The sequence below is a fragment of the Paenibacillus sp. SYP-B3998 genome (genome assembly GCF_010820665.1).
GTDB lineage: Bacteria > Bacillota > Bacilli > Paenibacillales > NBRC-103111 > Paenibacillus_E.
The window spans coordinates 195449-213380 of the sequence record NZ_JAAIKC010000009.1; the positions used below are offsets into that span (position 1 = coordinate 195449).

Sequence of the window (17932 nt, forward strand, 5' to 3'; positions counted from 1 at the left end):
ATGGCAGAGACACAAACCCCACAAAAAACAGTGAAGTTTATCGTGACTCGTCAAGAGAGTCCTGAATCCAAAGCTTATACAGAGGAGTTTGAAGTTCCGTACCGTCCGAATATGAACGTGATCAGTGCGCTGATGGAGGTTCAACGGAATCCGAAAAATTCGAAGGGCGACAAAACGACGCCAGTATGTTGGGAATCCAACTGTCTGGAAGAAGTATGCGGCGCCTGCTCGATGGTCATCAATGGCAAACCGCGTCAAGCTTGCTCTGCACTTGTGGACAAACTAGAACAGCCGGTTCGTGTAGCTCCTATGAGCACATTCCCGGTTATGCGTGACCTTGTCATCGACCGTGGACGCATGTTTAACGCACTGAAGAAAGTCAAAGCATGGGTTCCGATTGACGGAACTTATGATCTTGGACCTGGTCCTCGTATGGCTGAGTCTAAACGTCAATGGGCGTACGAACTGTCCAAATGTATGACTTGCGGTGTATGTCTTGAAGCTTGCCCGAATGTAAATGATAAGAACTCCTTTATCGGACCTTCTGCTCTTTCTCAAGTTCGTCTGTTCAATGCTCACCCAACAGGTGAAATGAACAAAGATGAGCGTCTGGATACGCTGATGACCGATGGCGGTATCGAAGGCTGCGGAAACTCGCAGAACTGCGTACGCTCCTGTCCAAAAGGCATTCCGCTTACAACTTCGATCGCAGCTTTGAATGCCGATACAACGAAGCATTTGTTCAAAAAATGGCTGGGCGTGTAAGCTAAAGACGTGCAGCTCCATTAAAATAAGGCTCGGTACCCTGTGTAAGCTCCAGGGTGTCGGGCCTTTTGTATACGATCCTATTTGACGAGAGTTTGGCTTACCGATAAAATCAAATTAAAGCGTTTTAAGAAGGATAAAGAGGGTAGATACATGAAAAACAGCAATAAATTGCCCACAATTGTCGAGGTTGCCAAGGAAGCTGGCGTTTCCATTGCCACCGTCTCTAATGTGCTGAATCGCAGGAAGGTACCAATGGCCAAGGAGACGATTCGTAAAGTAGAGGAAGCGGTAGAGCAGCTTGGCTATCGTCGTAATGTCATGGCAACGAATCTAAGCCGTCGCCGCTCCTACGAGCTTGGGCTCATCATTCCACACTTTGGAGGCTACTACGGTAGATTCGCGGAATTGCTGGAGCAGAAGGTGCATCGTTTCGGTTATCATTTATCTATATTTTCAGCGGCTGGCATGAACCCGGAGATTGAGCGGCGGCACTTGGAGCTTCTGCTGCAGCGAAGAGTGGACGGGCTCGTGTGCCATGGTTTGGCGATGAGTATGGAGTCTACACAGCATTTTGTGGGTGAAGGGACACCGCTAGTGATCTTTAATGGCTGGGGGTGGCCGAGCGATACGGTCAAGCTAGCGGTTAATTTGGATTTCGCTCAAGCTTCCAAGGAAGCAGTGCGTCATTTACAGGAGAATGGCTGCCGATCGATTGTTTATGCGGGCAGACGCAAGGGGCTCGGTGCAAACGAGCAGCGGATACAGGGGTTTACAGCAGGCATTCGCAGCTATGCGGAAGACAGCATCCATGCGATTCTAGATGCCGGAGAGCTCGGCGTTGAAGGTACGCTAGATGAAGCATTGCGCCTGAGTGGCGAGCAGAAGCCACTTGGCATTTATGCTTTCAATGATGCATTGGCATTAGAGATTCTCGCGGTGTGTCATGCTCGCGGTATTCGCGTGCCTGAGGAGGTCCAACTCATTGGCATGGACAATGAGCTATACTCCAAAGCGAGCTTTCCCGCTATTACAAGCTTTGATATGCCGGTGGAGCTGCAAACCAGTCTCGTTTCAGCCTTTTTGATGAAGCAGATTGGTGAAGAATTGACCGAAGACAGCGTCAAGCTGCTGGACGAGCATCTGGCATTAACCAAAGGACACGAGCTGCTTATTGAGCTCAAGATGATTGCGCGCCAATCTACAGCAAATGCAGAAAGACCGTTAAGCTCATAGAGCACAAACGGTCTTTCTTTTGTTCATATTAAGTGAGAAGCTCCTTGCGCCTGGTTTCTTCTTTATGTTTGAGAAACTCTTTGCCATACTCCCCATGAGGGTTAATATTGGCGTGTTCGATCTGAATCGTTGAGTGCTCGATACCGTACTTGCTTTTCAGCGTCTCATTGACAGCGAGAATAACGCAGAACGGTTGTATATGGGAATCGATGAATACATGCGCGGTCAAAGAATAATGATCGGTAGAAATGGCCCAGAGATGCATCTCATGCACATCTTCTACGCCTTCAACGCTCCGGATGGCACTGCGGATTTCATCCAGATTGAAATGTTCCGGCACGGATTCCATTAGAATCAAATAGGATTCGCGAATAATTTTGCTGCCTCCGATAAAAATAATCCCACCAATAACCATACTAATTAGAGGATCAAACCAGAGAAGACCTGTGTAATAAATAATAATCGAGGACACGATAACACCAACGGAGCTCAGCAAGTCACCGAAAAAGTGCCATAGCGCACTTTGAACATTCAAATTGTCCTCTTCTTTTACACTGTTATGCAGCACCAAGGTGAGAACCAGATTGACAATAAAGCCAATGGACGCAATTCCAAGCATCAAACCAAGCTGAATCGGCTGCGGATGAAGGATACGCTGAACCCCTTCAATAAAAATCCCCAAAGCAATGACACAGAGCGCCAAACCGTTTAGAAAAGAAGCGATAATTTCAAATCGTAGAAAACCGAACGTAAATCGCGCATTTGGCTGATGCGTAGCCAGATACAGCGCAATCATGCTCAACCCAAGGGCAATAACATCGGAAATCATGTGCGCAGAATCGGAAAGTAAAGCAAGAGAATTGGACAAAACGCCCCCTACAATTTCAACTAACGTGAAGAAAGCCGTTAATATGAGGGTAATCCATAACGTTTTTCTGGATTTGGATTGTTCCTTTACATGGTGTAGATGATGGTAGTCGTATTCGATAGCCATACGGTTCCCCTCCTTTTATATTTGTGAGTGATAGTGAGAATCATTCGCTTAATTAGAATTATTCTAAATAAGATAGTTTTATTATATGCCACACTTCTCCAAGGTGCAACCGAAATTGTTAGAATTAATTAGCAAATGAAGAGAGCGCTTTCAAATTTGTTACACAATTGAAATATTCCTGTTATGGTTTCATAATGTTAGCAAGGTATTATAATAAGCAAGACCCCCTTTTTAATATATAAACTTTGAACCTGGCCCCGTTGGCTGGGTTCCTTTTTTTTAGCGCAAATAACCCTTGTGAGGAGGGTTATTTGCGCTAGTGTTATTTATACCGAGGAATGTCCCCATCTTTCTTGGACAATTCGGAGCAAATTCTTAATCCAAAAAGAAGTAAACGCATGTATGCCTCAAATCGTGGAATCGGATTGATCGTAATCCTGACTTTTCAAGGAGTCTGACCCAGATATCACGGCAGCCAAGCATCCAACCGACAATAAGGTGCAGAAGGAAATATTGCTTTCTCCGAGCCCTTTTTTCGTTTATTGAGATAAGTTGCTTTCCAAATTCCAGGTTTATCTCATCTCCGCACTTAACAAAAAAGATTGCCACACAAGGCTTTACGCCCCAACTTCCTTCATCGCTCAAATCCTAAATAATCATCAAAAAAAGGAATCTACGCCATTGGCTAGGTTCCTTTTTTCGTACACGAAATGCCAGATAATTAGCGGAAAACCACCAAAAAGATTTTATGGTGATTTTTCCCATATATCTAATCTAGAGGCAAATCGTGCAAGCTGCTCGATAAATTCCCGTTCCGGATTTTCGCAAAGGTCATAAGGATTGGCGCATTGCAGACTGTCCTTCGTGTTCAGTTGCAGATGAATGGCTTGTTGAATGGCCACTGTGTCAAAAGGGATAGAAATCACATTGTCAGCAGACTCCCGCCCTTGCTGACGATTACCTATATTGATAGCTGTCAGGTGGAAGAAGGGAGATTCAATGATGGCGCTGCTGCTGTTTCCGATCATTAAATCAACGTTACTCATAAGAAATAGAAACTGATCGTCTGGGATGGACGGGATATAACGGGCCAGAGGATGCTCGTTGACAAAGGCCAAGAGCTTCTCGCGGAACAAGCTCCCTCCCGAATCGCTATTGGGTCCAATCACGTAGATGTCGCTTTCGCAGGCATAAGGGCGAAGGGCATTCAAGACTGAATTGATTTGTTCTTCGTAGTTCAAAGGATCTTTGGAGTCAGGGTGAATGCATAATAAAATTTTGCTTCGCGGCGAATGGATGCCAAAGGCTTCGCTCCATAGGCATGCTGTTGCATCCTTTAAATTGCGGATGCGTTCAATTTGTTGTTTGCGCAGCGAACCGATCGGAACGATTCGCCAATCCGCTTCGCCTAGACGAAGCAAATGCTGTTTCGCTTTCAGTGAGGCAACGAAATGGAGATGCGCAAACTTGCTGATGGCATGGCGCACGGCGTCATCGGCGGATCCGCTTTGTTCTCCGCCGTGTAGATGCACGATACCGATGTTTTGATAATGAGCAGCGATCGCTGCGGACAGTATTTCAATGCGGTCGCCGAGCAGAAGCACGCAGTCGGGTTTGCTGCGTTGCAGAATGTCCGAGAAATAAAGTATCCCTAGTCCAGCTGATTTGCTCATAGCCTCAAGCGAATCGCCCTTCAACAGAATGGATGGAGTGGCAATAACCGCAAAGACATCCTTCTCAATCTCTCGTATGGTTTCCCCATATTCGGGGAGCAGATGCATGCCCGTTACGACAAGTTCCAGACAGAAGCGCGGGTCTTGATCAAGCTCACGCAGCGCGGGTCGCAGTATTCCATAGTCGGCTCTGGTTCCTGTAAAGCATACGATATGCATTAATGGACTCTCATCCTTTCTGCAATGCCTGAGATAGACCACTTACGACATATTCCTGCTCTTCGGGAGACAGACGAGGATGGAAGGGAATGGCAATCGTGCGCTGAGACATCTGCTCGGTAACGGGTAATGAGCCAGGTGCATAGGGCAACAAGTCCCGATAGCATGGCTGTAGATGGATCGCGGGAAAGTAGGGCTTAGACTGAATGCCTTGATCTTGCAGAAAGCGGATGGTATCTGCCTGACTGGCACCTTCCGGTAGTGCAACAATAAAGACAAACCAGCTTATTTTACAATCCTCTAACACAGCTGGCAGGGTCACGGGAACGTTATAGGCTCGGATCAGCTCTTTATAGCGCTGAGCAACAAGCTCTCTAAGCCGCATCAACTCGGCCAGCCTCTGCATCTGCGCTAGGCCAACGGCTGCTTGCAGATCCGACATCCGGTAGTTATAGCCGATTCGCACATGCTCCAACCAAGCGTTATCCGTGCCTCTACCTTGATTCCGTAAGCTTGAGGCGGTATTAGCGATGCTTTCCTGAGAGGTTACCAATATTCCGCCTTCTCCTGTTGTTACCTGCTTATTCGCGTAAAATGCAAATACAGCGGCATCTCCGAAAGTTCCTGCTTTTTTGCCTTTCCATTCAGCCCCCAAGGCTTCGCATGCGTCTTCGATTACATATAAATGATGTGCTTTCGCAATTCTCATGATGTCGTCCATTTGACAAGTTTGTCCGAATACATGAACGGCCAGGATAGCTTTGGTTCTGGGTGTTATGGCATTCTCGATTGCCCGTGTGTCCATATTCAAGGTGAACGGGTCGATATCGATGAACACGGGTTTCACGTTCTCGTACAATAAACAGTTGCTGGAGGCGATAAAACTGTACGACGTGGTGATGACTTCATCTCCAGCCTGAAGTCCGAGCGCCTTCACGGCCACGTGCAGGGCACTGGTTCCGCTGTTCATGGCGATGGCGTGGGGAATGCTCAATTCTTGCCGGAACGCTTGTTCAAACCGCACTAGTTTATCGCCAAAGCTAAGCTGACCTGAGTCTAGCACTTCCATGACATATTGTTTTTCCACTTCCGATATGTCCGGTTTTGCTAATGGAATAAACATAAAGGCTCCATTCCTCTCTATGAAAATCATTGGTAACTTATTGTATGTTTGATTCATGGAAAGGTACATTCTCTCCTTTCCACGATGACCCAATTTATAGCAATTAGGTATGTGAATAGTTCGGCGTGATGTTATTTTACATATTTATAAGGATAGAAAGGTGGTGTGCTTCATGACGGCTACTACGGAGAAATTGCATGCTTTTTTCTCTAATAAATCTGTTTTAGTAACAGGAGGCACGGGTTCGATTGGTCAAGGTATTGTTGAAAAAGTGTTGAGTTTTAAGCCAAAGCGAATTGTGGTCTTTAATAAAGATGATTCTAAGCAATATATGATGAAGCTTCGGTATCAACATGAACCTATCGTATCCTTTTATTTAGGCGATATTCGGGATTATGCGGACGTAGAGGATGCAACTGTGGGAGTAGATATCATCTTTCATACAGCTGCGTTAAAACATGTTTCCATTTGCGAAAGCTTCCCATTTGAGGCGGTGAAGACGAATATTATCGGAAGTGAACATGTCGTTCGTGCAGCCATACGAAATGGTGTGCAGACGGTAGTGAACATCAGTACGGATAAAGCGGTCAATCCCTATAATACGCTGGGAGCTTCCAAGTTGATTGCGGAGAAGCTGTTCACGCAAGGTAACAGCCATCCGATGAATCGGCATACCAAGCTGTGCACGATCCGGTTCGGCAATGTTATGGGAAGCCGTGGTTCTGTGCTGCCTATTTTTTTTGATCAGGCTCTTCGGGGGGACGCTTTAACCGTCACTCTTATGGAGATGACCCGCTTTTTCATTACCATTCCTGATGCGGTGGATCGCATCGTAAAGGCGGCCTGCTACTGCCAGGGTGGAGAAACCTTTGTATTGAAAATGAAGGCATTTCGCATTGGCGATTTGGCACAAGTGGTGTGCGACTATTTCAATGAACGGGCAACTGTGACCTCAATCAAGATTGTGGGAATGCGATCCGGGGAGAAAATGAATGAGGAGTTGATCTTTGATAACGAAAGCGAACAATTGTATGAAGATGATGAACTGCTGATGATACGAGGTCCCCATGCTCAAGTGCCGTATCTGCACTTTAAGCCGTCTTCCGTGCAAGTTTATCGTTCCGATCAGGATGTGCGGGTCGGCCAGAGCGAACTAAAAAGTATAGTAGCCAGCTTACATCAACGGAGTTTGCTGTACAGAGACGAGGGAACGCTATGACAGACAATCGATTTGTAGAATCTAATCGTCTTCAGAGCAAAGCGTCCCAGTTGATTCCGGCAGGTTGCCATACCTACAGCAAAGGAGTGGACCAGTTTCCTCAGCTTGCCCCGGGCTTTATTCAAAGCGGGAACGGAGCGTGGGTGACGGATATGGACGGCAACACCTTTCTGGATTGGGGAATGGGCTTGCGTTCCGTGTCGCTCGGGTATGGATATCCTCGCGTCACGCAAAAAGTGATTGACTATGTGCAAAAGGGTCAGGGGCCTAATTTTACAAGACCCGCTCCGGTCGAAGTGGAACTGGCAGAGTTATTGGTGGAGCTTATTCCCTCTGCAGAAATGGTGAAGTTCTCCAAGAACGGTTCCGATGTCACGTCAGCTGCGATTCGCCTAAGCCGGGCGTACACAGGCCGCAAGCGGATTGCCTTTTGCAAGGAGCACCCTTTCTTCAGTTTTAACGATTGGTTTATTGGGACTACGCCATGCAATAACGGCATCCCGGAACAAGTGTCGGAACTCTCGGTATCGTTTCAGTATAATGATGCGCAAAGCCTGGAGCGAATCTTTGAGCTGTATCCCGGCGATGTGGCGGCGGTTATTTTGGAACCTGTTACCAGTATTCCTCCAGCGGAAGGGTTTCTGAAGCGCGTGCGTGAGCTCACGCACAAGCACGGAGCCGTGCTGATCTTCGACGAGATGATCAGTGGATTCCGATTCGGACTGCCGGGAGCGCAGACGACTTTCGGTATCCATCCGGATTTATCCACATTTGGAAAAGCGATAGGGAACGGGTTCTCTTGCGCCGTATTGGCTGGCAAACGGGATATCATGTCACTTGGGGGACTTGAACATTTACAGCCACGTCTGTTCTTATTGTCTGCCACCAACGGAGCGGAAACCCATTCGCTCGCAGCGGCCATAGAGACGGTGCTTGAATTCCGCGAAAAGAACGTTATTGGCCATATTGAACTTATCGGAGAACGGCTGCAGGAAGGTTGGCGGCAAACCGTCATGGCTCACGGATTGGATCAGCACCTGCAGATCGGGGGCTACCCGAACAGCCCGGTATATGTATGCAAGGATGAACAACTGATCCCCTCTGCGGCATTCCGAACTCTCTTTCTCCAGGAAATGATCCGTGAAGGCGTGCTGATTCCCTATATCTCGATCAGTTACTCACATGGCGAGAGGGAAGTGACGAAAACGCTTGAAGCGCTTGATAGGACATGCGCAGTCTATCATCAAGCTCTCGATCAAGGGTTTCAGTCCGTTCTGACAGGGCCTCCGGTCAAACCTGTATTTCGTAAATTCAATTAGAAAGAAGGGCGCATATGTCTTATTTGGTAATCGGGCTCGGATCGATGGGTAAACGCAGAGTAAGGGATTTAATCGCGCTCAGCGAGGATCAGGTCCTTGGTTTCGATCTGCGTGAGGATCGGCGGCGAGAGGTAGCAAACAGATTCGGCATCGTTACCTTCGACTCCGTAGAACAAGCATTGCAGCACAACCTGAAGGCGATTATCATATCGACCCCGCCTGATCTCCATATGCGCTATGCTCACTTGGCGGCAGATTTGAATATACCTTTTTTCACGGAGGCCAGTGTTACGAAGGAAGGAATGCTTGAGCTGATAGGCAAGCTGAAGGCAAAGCCTGATCTTGTATCGGCGCCATCCTGCACCATGCGCTTTCATCCTGCCGTTGCGCTGCTTCGTCAGATCGTGAAGGATCGAATGTTGGGTGAGAACTGTTTTTTCACGTACCATTCCGGGCAATACTTGCCTGATTGGCATCCGTATGAAGATTACCGCCAATTCTATGTGTCCCGGAGAGAAACCGGCGGCTGCCGGGAGATCGTCCCTTTCGAATGGATCTGGCTGACTTCGTTATTCGGAGAAATCAGCAAGGGTATATCCATGAAACGGAAGGTTAGCAGCTTGGATGTGGATATCGACGATGTGTATCAGATGGTTTTGGAATTTGAGAACGGTATACAAGGGCAAGTTACCGTCGATGTTGTGTCTCGTATGGCTACAAGAACATTCGCTTTAATCGGAGAAAAGGGAACGGCGCGATGGAACTTTTTCGATTCCGCACTTGAGGTGTACGACGGGGAGCGGCAAGTAACGAAACGATTACCCATCACGAGCGGTGACAGGCTCTTCGAATACGAGGACATGTATGTGAGTGAGATGTGCGCTTTTCTGCAGGCGTTGGCCGGGGGGAATCCTTTTCCGCACGACTACCCGACGGATCTTTCGTTGCTGGAGAAATTGGAGCGGCTCGAACAAGGCAAAATTTGAGGCCAATGAATGTCCCCGCAGGTTTGCACCTTACGAAGATTGGAGTGACTTGTTCGTGAATGAATTCGACTTAAAAGAAAGAGTTGTCGTCATTACGGGCGCAGGCGGACGGTTAGGCTCAGAGTTCTCCCATGTGGTTCAAAAGCATGGCGGGAAGGCGGCTATGCTGGATCTGTCTTACTCTTCTTCCAGGCTGATTTCCGATAGCGAGCTTCACCTATCTGTAGACATTACTCAGCCTGAACAAATGAAAGAAGCAGCCGAGGAGATTCGGAAGCGTTGGGGTGTTAGCTATGGTTTGGTAAACAATGCCTGCATTCAACCGAAAGGGTTCTGCGATACCGTTGAAGATTACGATTTGGCAACATGGCGCAAAGTGATGTCTGTCAATCTCGATGGTTTATTTCTTTGTTCGCAGGTATTTGGCAGAGAAATGGCGGAGAATGGTGGCGGGAGCATCATTAACATCTCTTCTATTTATGGCATGAATGGAGCTAATTTCTCACTTTATAAAGGATTACCGTTCAACACGCCTCCCTCTTATGCTGCAAGCAAAGCTGCGGTCCTGGGATTAACCCGGTATTTGGCTTGTTATTGGGGAGACCGTAATATCAGGGTGAACGCCGTCACACCAGGCGGTGTAGAGGATGGGCAGCCGGACGTGTTTATCGCGCGTTATAGCGAACACACTCCCGTCAAAAGAATGGCGCGGAAGGATGAGATGAATGGCGCGGTCCTCTATTTGCTATCCGATGCCTCTTCCTATGTCAATGGTCACAACCTGGTCGTAGACGGAGGATTCGGAGCCTGGTAATCGATTGAAAGAGGGGATTCTTTGTGAAAATTGGCATGTTAATAACAGCAAGATTAAAGTCGTCCAGGTTGCCGCTTAAACTGCTTGCCTACATCCAGGGAAAGCGTGTTATTGATCATGTTGTGGAGAGATGCAAGGCGGTAAGTCTGGTAGATCAGGTTATCCTCTGTACTTCGCCCAATCCGCAAGATGCTCCCCTTGTGAATGCCGCATATGATCATCATATTCATTATTTCTTAGGAGACCCTGACGATGTTCTCAAACGGTTGTATGATGCGGCCTGTTTTTATCGCTTGGATTATATATTGAGCATAACCGCCGACGATTTGTTTTTTTCTGTGGAATACGCGAACCGTTTTGCCAATCAGGCGCTGTTGACGAAACCGGATTATATGTATACGGAAGGGCTTCCCTTGGGAGTCGGTATTTATGGAATCAGCTACGAGGCGCTCAAGTCCGTTATTGAATTTAAAAATCGGACAGATACGGAAATTTGGGGATACTGGTTCAACCATCCCGACTTATTCCGTATTCACACCTTTCAGGCACGAAAGGAAGAATCCAGAAAGGTTCGACTTACCCTGGATACAGAGGAAGATCTGGCATTTTTTCAAAAAATAGAACCATTGCTGCGGCCTGAGGATGGAATGAGCTATCCTGCGCTGCTAAGAGCAATCGACAAGCTTCCAGAGGAAGCATTTGTCAATCAGCATATCGTTCAGTTAAATCTGCCGTCGGAAGCGATCGAAGCGATCAAGTCGCACTATCAACAGGAGCGGAATCAGTTTTTACGCATCAAGGCGGCGAATGACAAGAGATAAGGAGTGATCAAGCGTATGACTCGAATACACAAATGGTTTGATGGAGCTCACCGTGATTCCTCAGAGATGTACTGGATTGCCGAACCGGCCTACACGCACCAAGGGGATTTTCAATATTTGCTCGCGCTCGTTGACGCATTAATTGATTCGGGAGCGGATGCCGTCAAATTTCATCTTATGCTGGATCTCGACGAATATATCGTATCGGAGCATCCGTTGTATCCGGACTTGCAGAAATGGCTGTTTACCCGGGAACAATGGAGAGAAGTGTTTGCCCGCTGCCGGCGGGGAGGCGTGGAAATTGTAGGACTGGCTGATGAGCTGCCAGCTTTGGATTTCCTCATTGAAGAAAAGGTGGACGCTATTGGCATTCATGCCACTTGTATCAATGATTATTTTATGCTCAAGCGATTATCCGAAATCAAGCAGCCCTTATTTATTGGAATAGGCGGGATTCAACTTTCCGAGATTGAGCTTGCGCTGCAATTACTGGCAGGTAGCGACCAAATCATTTTGATGTATGGCATCCAGCATTATCCGACACCTCCCCAGAGTATTCACCTCCATAAGCTGTTGTTGTATCAGACTCATTTTCGGCTTCCTGTCGGTTATGCCGATCATACGGCAAGCGAAGAAGATCGGACCCGGTCTCTCGTGTATGCGGCTGCTTTCGGTTTGGGAGTGCGGATCTTCGAGCAGCATGTGACATTGGATCTCGCGACAAAACGTGAGGACGATGAAGCGGCCATCGAGGTAGCCGGGGTTGCGAAGCTCAAGGAACAGCTCGAATTGGTTGCAGTGATGACGGGCAATACGGAGTTTGATTTGAAGGCGGAAGAAAGGGAGTACTTTGCGAAAGTGCGCAAGTGTATGCTGGCCGCCCAGGATCTTCCTGTCGGAACTGTTCTTACCGAGCAGCATATCAAATTCAAGAGAACGAAAGCTCAGGGCGATATGGAGCAGAAAGATTTTACAGAGCTTATTGGCAAAACGCTTCTTCAGGAAATCCATGCAGACGAAGCATTCTGCTGGAAGCACGTCCGAAAACAGTAGTCAGTGAGGTGAGGCGTACCTATGTACGGAGAGAATGCGATCAACGATCATATGCTTCTAAGATACGGATATGTGGAAGATTTGCTGACCGCATTTGAATCTTTTATTTATAAAGATATTAAACTTCCTCTGCTTATGATTGAAGCCTGGTACCGCTTTATGCGGGAGACGGTGGATGAACAGCTGCAATCTACGGAATACGTTTCCCGGAAGCGGGCTGAATGTCATGAAACAACAATGAGTGATTATCAAAAAGGCTTCCAAAAATGTGTGAATAGGCAGGGCAGCTTCGGTTACGATCCAGAGAGAACGATGGTTCTCATTTGCGGACAGTTCATTGATACCGCTCTAAAGGTGTTGCATGACAAGCATGTGCTTGTCATGCTGACCAATGGGTTAGATGCCGCAGCGATTCGCGGAAAGGAAATGCCAGAGACTTTCGTGCTGTTCGACTTTACAGCTGAGTTTCTCCGCATACGCAGAGACAAAGCAAGTCTACGCGAAGAGTGGCTTCCCAGGATTGAGGAAATCATCGTTAAACATAAGGAGCATCCGCTGTTTGCTAGGAATCTGTTCAAGGGATGGATGCTCAATCAGGTAATCGAAAGCATCAGCTTGCTAGATACGGCCGATATGCTTTTGCACCAATACCCGATCGGCATCATTCTCGATCATTCCGAACTGATTTATCCGGGTAATGCACTTTCGCTCCTGGCCTCAACGTATAATCTGCCGTTTCTGTATGTTCAAAACAATCTGGTTAGCGACGTCAATATCATTCCTTCCTGGGCCAGTTACTACTGTGTTTGGGGCCGTTATACGGAAGACTGGCTGATCCAAAAAGGCGTTGATCCTTATCAAGTCAGATCGATCGGGAATTTGCGGTTTGAACATGATGAGAAAAAAGCAAGGAAGACGAAGCAAGAACTGCTGGACGAACTAAAAATAGGCGAAAAGATGTCCATTCTCGCTCTGACAACCCAGCCTTATTCAGAGTCGACCAACGGTATTATCATGGAGTGGCTGCGCGAAGCGATTGCTGATCTTTCCGTAGTGCTTGTTATCCAGCCGCATAGGGACGATTTTGTTTCGTATGACAAGTGGCTTGATACTCGCATTTGCTCTATGCCTCTGGGCTTTACGCTTCAGGATCTTTTGGCGGTCAGCGATTTCGTTGCGACAATCTCTTCGACAACTGCATTGGAGGCAGCATTCTATGGTAAACCGCTGCTCGTCCTGCAGCCTCCGATCCCGTATCATTTTAACCTGAATCATAATGATTATCATAAGCATCTTGCCCAGGCTGAAGCTGGCTTGATCGTCCGTTCTTCATTGGAATTGCGAGGTGGACTGCTCAAGCTTCTGCATAATGAAAAAGAGAGAGCGGAGATTCTCTACAGGGGAAGCCATTTTCTGCACTCCTCTATGGTAGTCGATGAGCTACTTCCCTCACAAAGACTGTATCGTCTGGTGAAAGAAATTATGAGTCGTAAATGGCTTGAGGGTAACGAGGAGGTATAAATCATGTATGGTGGGGATGAATTCAACGCGCATCTGCTTCTTAGATACGGGTATACGAAGGATTTTGTAGAGTGGTTCGCGCCTCTGGTCTATAGGGGAGTAGAACTGCCGTTAAATATGCTTCGGGCATACCATGTTTTCATACGGGATATCGTCGACAAACAACGGGAAAATCACAATCTTGTGGAAAGAAAGCGGAAAGAGTGGGGCTTTCAATCCATGAAGGAGGTACAAGTGGCGCTCCAGCGCCTGCCTGACAAAGTAAGAGACTGGGGGCAGGCTAAAGACAGAAATATCATTTTGATGTGCGGCCAATTTGTCGATATGGCGATATCTCAGTACAGCGACCGCAAGGTGATGCTGCTTCACTCCAATCCTTACGATTTAAGAGCGCTTGAAGGCAAGAAATTGCCTCCCGGATTTTCCGTTTTTAGCGTGCATGAACAGCTTTTACAATGGAAAATGCCGAAGGATGTGCTAATTTCCGTAGAGGAAATATTAATGAATAGAGCTACTTCCCGAGATTCATATACGGCACAGCATGAGGTCTTTTCTCATCCCCGATTCAACGAATGGATGCGAGGCCAGACCAATCAGGCGCTTATTCTCGTCAAAATACTGGACGACCTACTGGTCAAATACCCTATTGGCATGATTCTTGACCATTCCGAATTAATTTATCCAGGCAGTATATTGGCGCTTTTAGCAAGAAAACATGGGCTACCGTTTATCAATGTTCAGAATCATCTAACAAGCGACGCTTCGATTATCCCTTCGCGAGCGACCCACTATGCTGTTTGGGGCCCCTATATGAGGGAATGGTTAAGCGAACGGGGGGTATCCGGCGAACAAATATGGGAGATCGGGAGCTTACGTCTGGAGAATAACGCCAAATCCATCGGTAAAACGCGGGAAGATCTTTTGGCTTATTACCAGTTGCCAGAGCAGCGGCTCCTTATCACTTACACGACGGAATGCTATGTTTCTGAGATCAATTATCAATTGATGGCATGGTTCGAACAACTGGTCAAAGAGCAGCCCGTGATCGTCATTGTGAAGGCGCATCCTTCCGACCGGATGTCCTATGATGATTATCTATCGGATCGAATTCTCCTTTCTCCTCATGGGTTTGATCTACAGGAGATTTTGAACGCTTCTGACATCGTTGCTACGATCTCGTCAACGACTGCACTGGAAGGGGCCATGCTTGGGAAAGGCATATTAGCGCTGCAGCCCAAACTTCCCTATGATTACCATATTAATTACAACGGATATCCCTATCATTTGTCGAAAGCAGGGGCAGGCATCATAGCGAAGTCGGCGCAAGAGCTTTCCTCGGAAGCTGGAAGATTGCTGCAAGAATCGGGCTACTATCAACAGGTGGTCGACAAAGGGCAGATGTATCTGAACCATACGATGGTGATGGGAACGGAGAGCCCGAGCGAGCGCTTACGCCGGTTTATCGATCAATTACGGGGGTAAACCTATGATTGGGAAGAAATCAGTGAGTCAACGAAAGCAGATTCTCTCTTCTCTATGACAGCTGCCTAGTACCAACTGGCGAAGGGATGCATTTACTAGTGTAAGGTGGATTCCAATGAAGGGGGGATATTTCGAATGGCTAATCGGAAGTCAATTCAAATTAGTCTCATCCAATTTTTGGAAATGGAACTAAATGTAATGAATGTGGCGTTAGACATCGTAGATCAATTAATTAGGAAAGTGCTATTTTGCAAAAGAATCAGACCGAAAGATGTGTCGGCAGTCATTAATTTGCGTATTCTCGTTAACTCATTTACGAAAACAATCGCCAATCAAACAACAACTGGAAAATAATTGTTAGTGCTACTGGGAGGTGTCTATGCATGAGAAGATTGCTGCTTTTTCAACTTAGGCTTTTGAGACGAAGCATCCGGGCGAACCGAAGACTCTTGATCCGCCTCATCCGCGATTTAGAAAACGGGGACAGCTTCTGATATTGAAAATCTTCAATTGATTGGGGAGGCGTTAGCCGTGTACGGCGGTGAAGAATGGAATTCGCATCTGCTTTTGCGTTACGGCTATACGCTAGATTTTTTCGAACGGTTTGCCCCGCTTCGGTTTCATGGCGTCGAAATCCCACTGCCGTTAATCAGGCCGTATCATCAGTTTATCCGCCACCATGTTGACAGGAATATGTTCAAATCTGCTTATTTGCAGAAGAGAAATCACTTGTGGGGCCTACGCTCCATGCACGATGTTCAGGCTCGATTGCAGAGGCTTCCAAAGCCATTATATAGCTTGGGTTCAGAACAAGGGCGGGATACCATACTTTTGTGTGGTAATTATGCGGATTATGCATTGAAGTACCTCTCGTCGCAAAAAGTTATTTTATTGTCCCACTATCTTTATGAGCGTAAAAGTTTGAAAAATAAACCTATGCCGAAACAGTTTGAGGTGTACGCGTTAGGGGAGAAGCTACTTTTTGACGATGTCCCCAAGCGGGTGAGGGACAAGCGAAAAGAGCTTTTTCAGACATTCGAGCGTTTGTATCATTCTTCCCGTAATCAAACGCGGCGCCATGATATACTGACTAGTCCGTCGTTTCGCCGATGGATGCGTGTGCAAATTCCGCTCATGACGGAATTGATCCATGCCCTGCACGAATTGATTCGAACCCGACCGATTAAATTAATCGTAGAGCATACGGATTTGCTGCCTCGGCAGAGTATTCTTTCGCTGCTTGCAAGAATACACGGGCTGCCGTTTTTGCTCGTACAGCACCACTTATCCAGCGATGCCTCTATGATTCCCGCAAGAGCCAGTCATTACGCTGTATGGGGAAAACATATGAGCAACTGGATGATAAACAGAGGCGTAGATCCTGCCCTTATCACGGAATCCGGAAGCGTCAGGCTTGAACTAAGCGCCAAGTTGGTTGTTCGGACGCGCTCTGATCTGTTTTCCCAATTAGGCTGGCAAGAAACTGTGCCTGTTATTACTTACATGACAGAGCAGTATGGCTTTGGCATAAACGCTATCGTGATGGATTGGCTTGTCCAGGCTGTACGTCAATTACCGATTCTGGTGCTGATCAAGCCACATCCTGATGACACAGGAGCTTATGATCGTTTTATCAACGAACGCATAAGAATGGTTCCTGAGTCGTTTCATTTGCAGGAGGTTCTGCAGGCGTCCGATCTGATTCTTACCATATCGTCTACAACAGGGGTTGAAGCAGCGATGCTTAACCGGGGAGTCGTTGTGCTTCAACCGGATATGCCTTACGACTATCATTTGAACTATAACGGATATGCCCGTCACTTAGCCAAGGCGGAAGCCGGCGCCGTCGTGTCATCCTCTAGTGAATTGACGGAGTGCTTGCGACGGTGGCTGGAGGAGGAGTCCTTTCGTAGCGAGCTGCAAAAAAAAGGCGGAGTTTTCAAAGATTTAACGTTGAATCCCGATGAGCCTCAGCCCGGATTCCGTGTTTATCAACTGATCCAACAACTGCTTCACTCCTCTGGAAAGGAGCGTTCATGATGATTGGTATTGTCGGAGCTGGCGGTCACGCCAAAGTGGTCACGGATCTGCTCAGACGTACAAACCGGAATATGAGGTTTGTTTATTTGTCTGCGGATGCATCCTGCACAGGGTATGAGGATATGCCGTGTTACCTTGATTCCGAACCGTCCTATAGGAGCCTTCGTTCATCCGTAGAGGGGTGGCATGTCGCTATTGGAAACACGCTGATTCGTAAGCGCAAAACGGAATGGATGCTTGCTAACGGATTGCTGCTCATTAACGCGATCCATGACCGGAGTGTTTGCGCGGAGCAATCGGAAATCGGCATCGGTTCAAGCGTCATGGCTGGAGCCGTCGTTAATCCCTTTGCGGTTATCGGCCAGGGCTGCATTATCAATACTGCATCCAGTGTGGATCACGATTGTGTGATTGAAAGCTTTGTGAATATAGGACCTGGATGCAGACTATCGGGATCGGTAAGGGTTGCTCAATTAAGCGATCTGGGCGCAGGAACGGTAGTGATTCCAGGAGTGAGCATTGGCGAGCATTGCGTAATTGGAGCCGGAGCTGTCGTTATTTCTGATATTCCCGACTATAGTCTTGCCGTAGGGGTTCCCGCGCGAGTGATTAAGCGGATTGCTAGCGGCAGCTCCTAGGCGATTATAATCAAAGCGACAGGAGTGGT

Annotated in this window: 16 protein-coding genes; 13 read left to right on the plus strand and 3 right to left on the minus strand. The window is 47.4% G+C overall.

Features of this window, described 5'->3' with window-relative positions; translation table 11 throughout:
- Both sdhB and GK047_RS21140 read left to right on the plus strand, forming a co-directional pair.
- On the plus strand, positions 1-765 hold the full coding sequence (gene sdhB, locus GK047_RS21135) for a succinate dehydrogenase iron-sulfur subunit (protein ID WP_163951424.1): 765 nt from the start codon (positions 1-3) through the stop codon (positions 763-765).
- A gap of 153 nt (positions 766-918) precedes the next feature.
- A complete protein-coding gene (locus GK047_RS21140; RefSeq protein ID WP_163951426.1) occupies positions 919-2001 on the plus strand; it encodes a LacI family DNA-binding transcriptional regulator in 1083 nt (360 codons plus the stop codon).
- 28 nt (positions 2002-2029) lie between these two features.
- Here the strand turns inward: GK047_RS21140 and GK047_RS21145 are convergent, their stop codons facing one another.
- From GK047_RS21145 to GK047_RS21155, 3 genes are all read right to left on the minus strand, one after another.
- Positions 2030-2995: a cation diffusion facilitator family transporter gene (locus GK047_RS21145; RefSeq protein ID WP_163951427.1), complete on the minus strand. Its 966-nt coding sequence runs from the start codon at positions 2993-2995 to the stop codon at positions 2030-2032.
- A 746-nt stretch (positions 2996-3741) separates the two neighbouring features.
- Complete coding sequence (neuC, locus tag GK047_RS21150) at positions 3742-4887, minus strand: UDP-N-acetylglucosamine 2-epimerase (RefSeq protein ID WP_163951428.1); 1146 nt, start codon at positions 4885-4887, stop codon at positions 3742-3744.
- Between the two features lie 10 nt (positions 4888-4897).
- Complete coding sequence (locus GK047_RS21155; protein ID WP_163951430.1) at positions 4898-6010, minus strand: DegT/DnrJ/EryC1/StrS family aminotransferase; 1113 nt, start codon at positions 6008-6010, stop codon at positions 4898-4900.
- Between the two features lie 172 nt (positions 6011-6182).
- Between GK047_RS21155 and GK047_RS21160 the strand changes: the two genes are divergently transcribed.
- The 11 genes from GK047_RS21160 (at position 6183) to GK047_RS21210 (ending at position 17903) form a co-directional block, all read left to right on the plus strand.
- A complete protein-coding gene (locus GK047_RS21160) occupies positions 6183-7229 on the plus strand; it encodes a polysaccharide biosynthesis protein (protein ID WP_163951432.1) in 1047 nt (348 codons plus the stop codon).
- Positions 7226-8548, plus strand: a complete 1323-nt coding sequence (locus GK047_RS21165; protein WP_163951434.1) for a glutamate-1-semialdehyde 2,1-aminomutase — start codon at positions 7226-7228, stop codon at positions 8546-8548. The genes GK047_RS21160 and GK047_RS21165 overlap by 4 nt, the downstream gene beginning before the upstream one ends.
- A 14-nt stretch (positions 8549-8562) precedes the next feature.
- Positions 8563-9534, plus strand: a complete 972-nt coding sequence (locus tag GK047_RS21170) for a Gfo/Idh/MocA family protein (RefSeq protein WP_163951436.1) — start codon at positions 8563-8565, stop codon at positions 9532-9534.
- A gap of 55 nt (positions 9535-9589) precedes the next feature.
- On the plus strand, positions 9590-10348 hold the full coding sequence (locus GK047_RS21175; RefSeq protein WP_163951438.1) for an SDR family oxidoreductase: 759 nt from the start codon (positions 9590-9592) through the stop codon (positions 10346-10348).
- Between the two features lie 23 nt (positions 10349-10371).
- Positions 10372-11169 (plus strand): cytidylyltransferase domain-containing protein, encoded by a 798-nt coding sequence (locus GK047_RS21180; RefSeq protein WP_163951440.1) that lies wholly within the window; start codon positions 10372-10374, stop codon positions 11167-11169.
- A gap of 15 nt (positions 11170-11184) precedes the next feature.
- Entirely contained in the window at positions 11185-12222 is a 1038-nt protein-coding gene (locus GK047_RS21185) for an N-acetylneuraminate synthase family protein (RefSeq protein WP_163951442.1), read from the plus strand.
- Positions 12223-12243: 21 nt separating this feature from the next.
- Positions 12244-13743 carry a hypothetical protein gene (locus GK047_RS21190; RefSeq protein ID WP_163951443.1) on the plus strand — a complete coding sequence of 500 codons (1500 nt, stop codon included), beginning with the start codon at positions 12244-12246 and terminating at the stop codon, positions 13741-13743.
- Positions 13744-13746: 3 nt separating this feature from the next.
- Positions 13747-15225, plus strand: a complete 1479-nt coding sequence (locus GK047_RS21195; RefSeq protein WP_163951445.1) for a hypothetical protein — start codon at positions 13747-13749, stop codon at positions 15223-15225.
- Between the two features lie 135 nt (positions 15226-15360).
- A complete protein-coding gene (locus GK047_RS21200; protein WP_163951447.1) occupies positions 15361-15579 on the plus strand; it encodes a hypothetical protein in 219 nt (72 codons plus the stop codon).
- A 177-nt stretch (positions 15580-15756) separates the two neighbouring features.
- A complete protein-coding gene (locus GK047_RS30425; RefSeq protein ID WP_163951449.1) occupies positions 15757-17265 on the plus strand; it encodes a CDP-glycerol glycerophosphotransferase family protein in 1509 nt (502 codons plus the stop codon).
- Entirely contained in the window at positions 17262-17903 is a 642-nt protein-coding gene (locus GK047_RS21210) for an acetyltransferase (RefSeq protein ID WP_163951452.1), read from the plus strand. Before GK047_RS30425 ends, GK047_RS21210 begins: the two co-directional genes overlap by 4 nt.
- The last annotated feature ends 29 nt before the right edge of the window (positions 17904-17932 follow it).

What these genes read in the sequence shown, in the direction of transcription:
- sdhB (WP_163951424.1), top strand. Translation starts at nt 1, where the DNA reads ATGGCAGAGACACAAACCCCACAAAAAACAGTGAAGTTTATCGTGACT.
- GK047_RS21140 (WP_163951426.1), top strand. Translation starts at nt 919, where the DNA reads ATGAAAAACAGCAATAAATTGCCCACAATTGTCGAGGTTGCCAAGGAA.
- GK047_RS21145 (WP_163951427.1), bottom strand. Translation starts at nt 2,995, where the DNA reads ATGGCTATCGAATACGACTACCATCATCTACACCATGTAAAGGAACAA.
- neuC (WP_163951428.1), bottom strand. Translation starts at nt 4,887, where the DNA reads ATGCATATCGTATGCTTTACAGGAACCAGAGCCGACTATGGAATACTG.
- GK047_RS21155 (WP_163951430.1), bottom strand. Translation starts at nt 6,010, where the DNA reads ATGTTTATTCCATTAGCAAAACCGGACATATCGGAAGTGGAAAAACAA.
- GK047_RS21160 (WP_163951432.1), top strand. Translation starts at nt 6,183, where the DNA reads ATGACGGCTACTACGGAGAAATTGCATGCTTTTTTCTCTAATAAATCT.
- GK047_RS21165 (WP_163951434.1), top strand. Translation starts at nt 7,226, where the DNA reads ATGACAGACAATCGATTTGTAGAATCTAATCGTCTTCAGAGCAAAGCG.
- GK047_RS21170 (WP_163951436.1), top strand. Translation starts at nt 8,563, where the DNA reads ATGTCTTATTTGGTAATCGGGCTCGGATCGATGGGTAAACGCAGAGTA.
- GK047_RS21185 (WP_163951442.1), top strand. Translation starts at nt 11,185, where the DNA reads ATGACTCGAATACACAAATGGTTTGATGGAGCTCACCGTGATTCCTCA.
- GK047_RS21190 (WP_163951443.1), top strand. Translation starts at nt 12,244, where the DNA reads ATGTACGGAGAGAATGCGATCAACGATCATATGCTTCTAAGATACGGA.
- GK047_RS21195 (WP_163951445.1), top strand. Translation starts at nt 13,747, where the DNA reads ATGTATGGTGGGGATGAATTCAACGCGCATCTGCTTCTTAGATACGGG.
- GK047_RS21200 (WP_163951447.1), top strand. Translation starts at nt 15,361, where the DNA reads ATGGCTAATCGGAAGTCAATTCAAATTAGTCTCATCCAATTTTTGGAA.
- GK047_RS21210 (WP_163951452.1), top strand. Translation starts at nt 17,262, where the DNA reads ATGATGATTGGTATTGTCGGAGCTGGCGGTCACGCCAAAGTGGTCACG.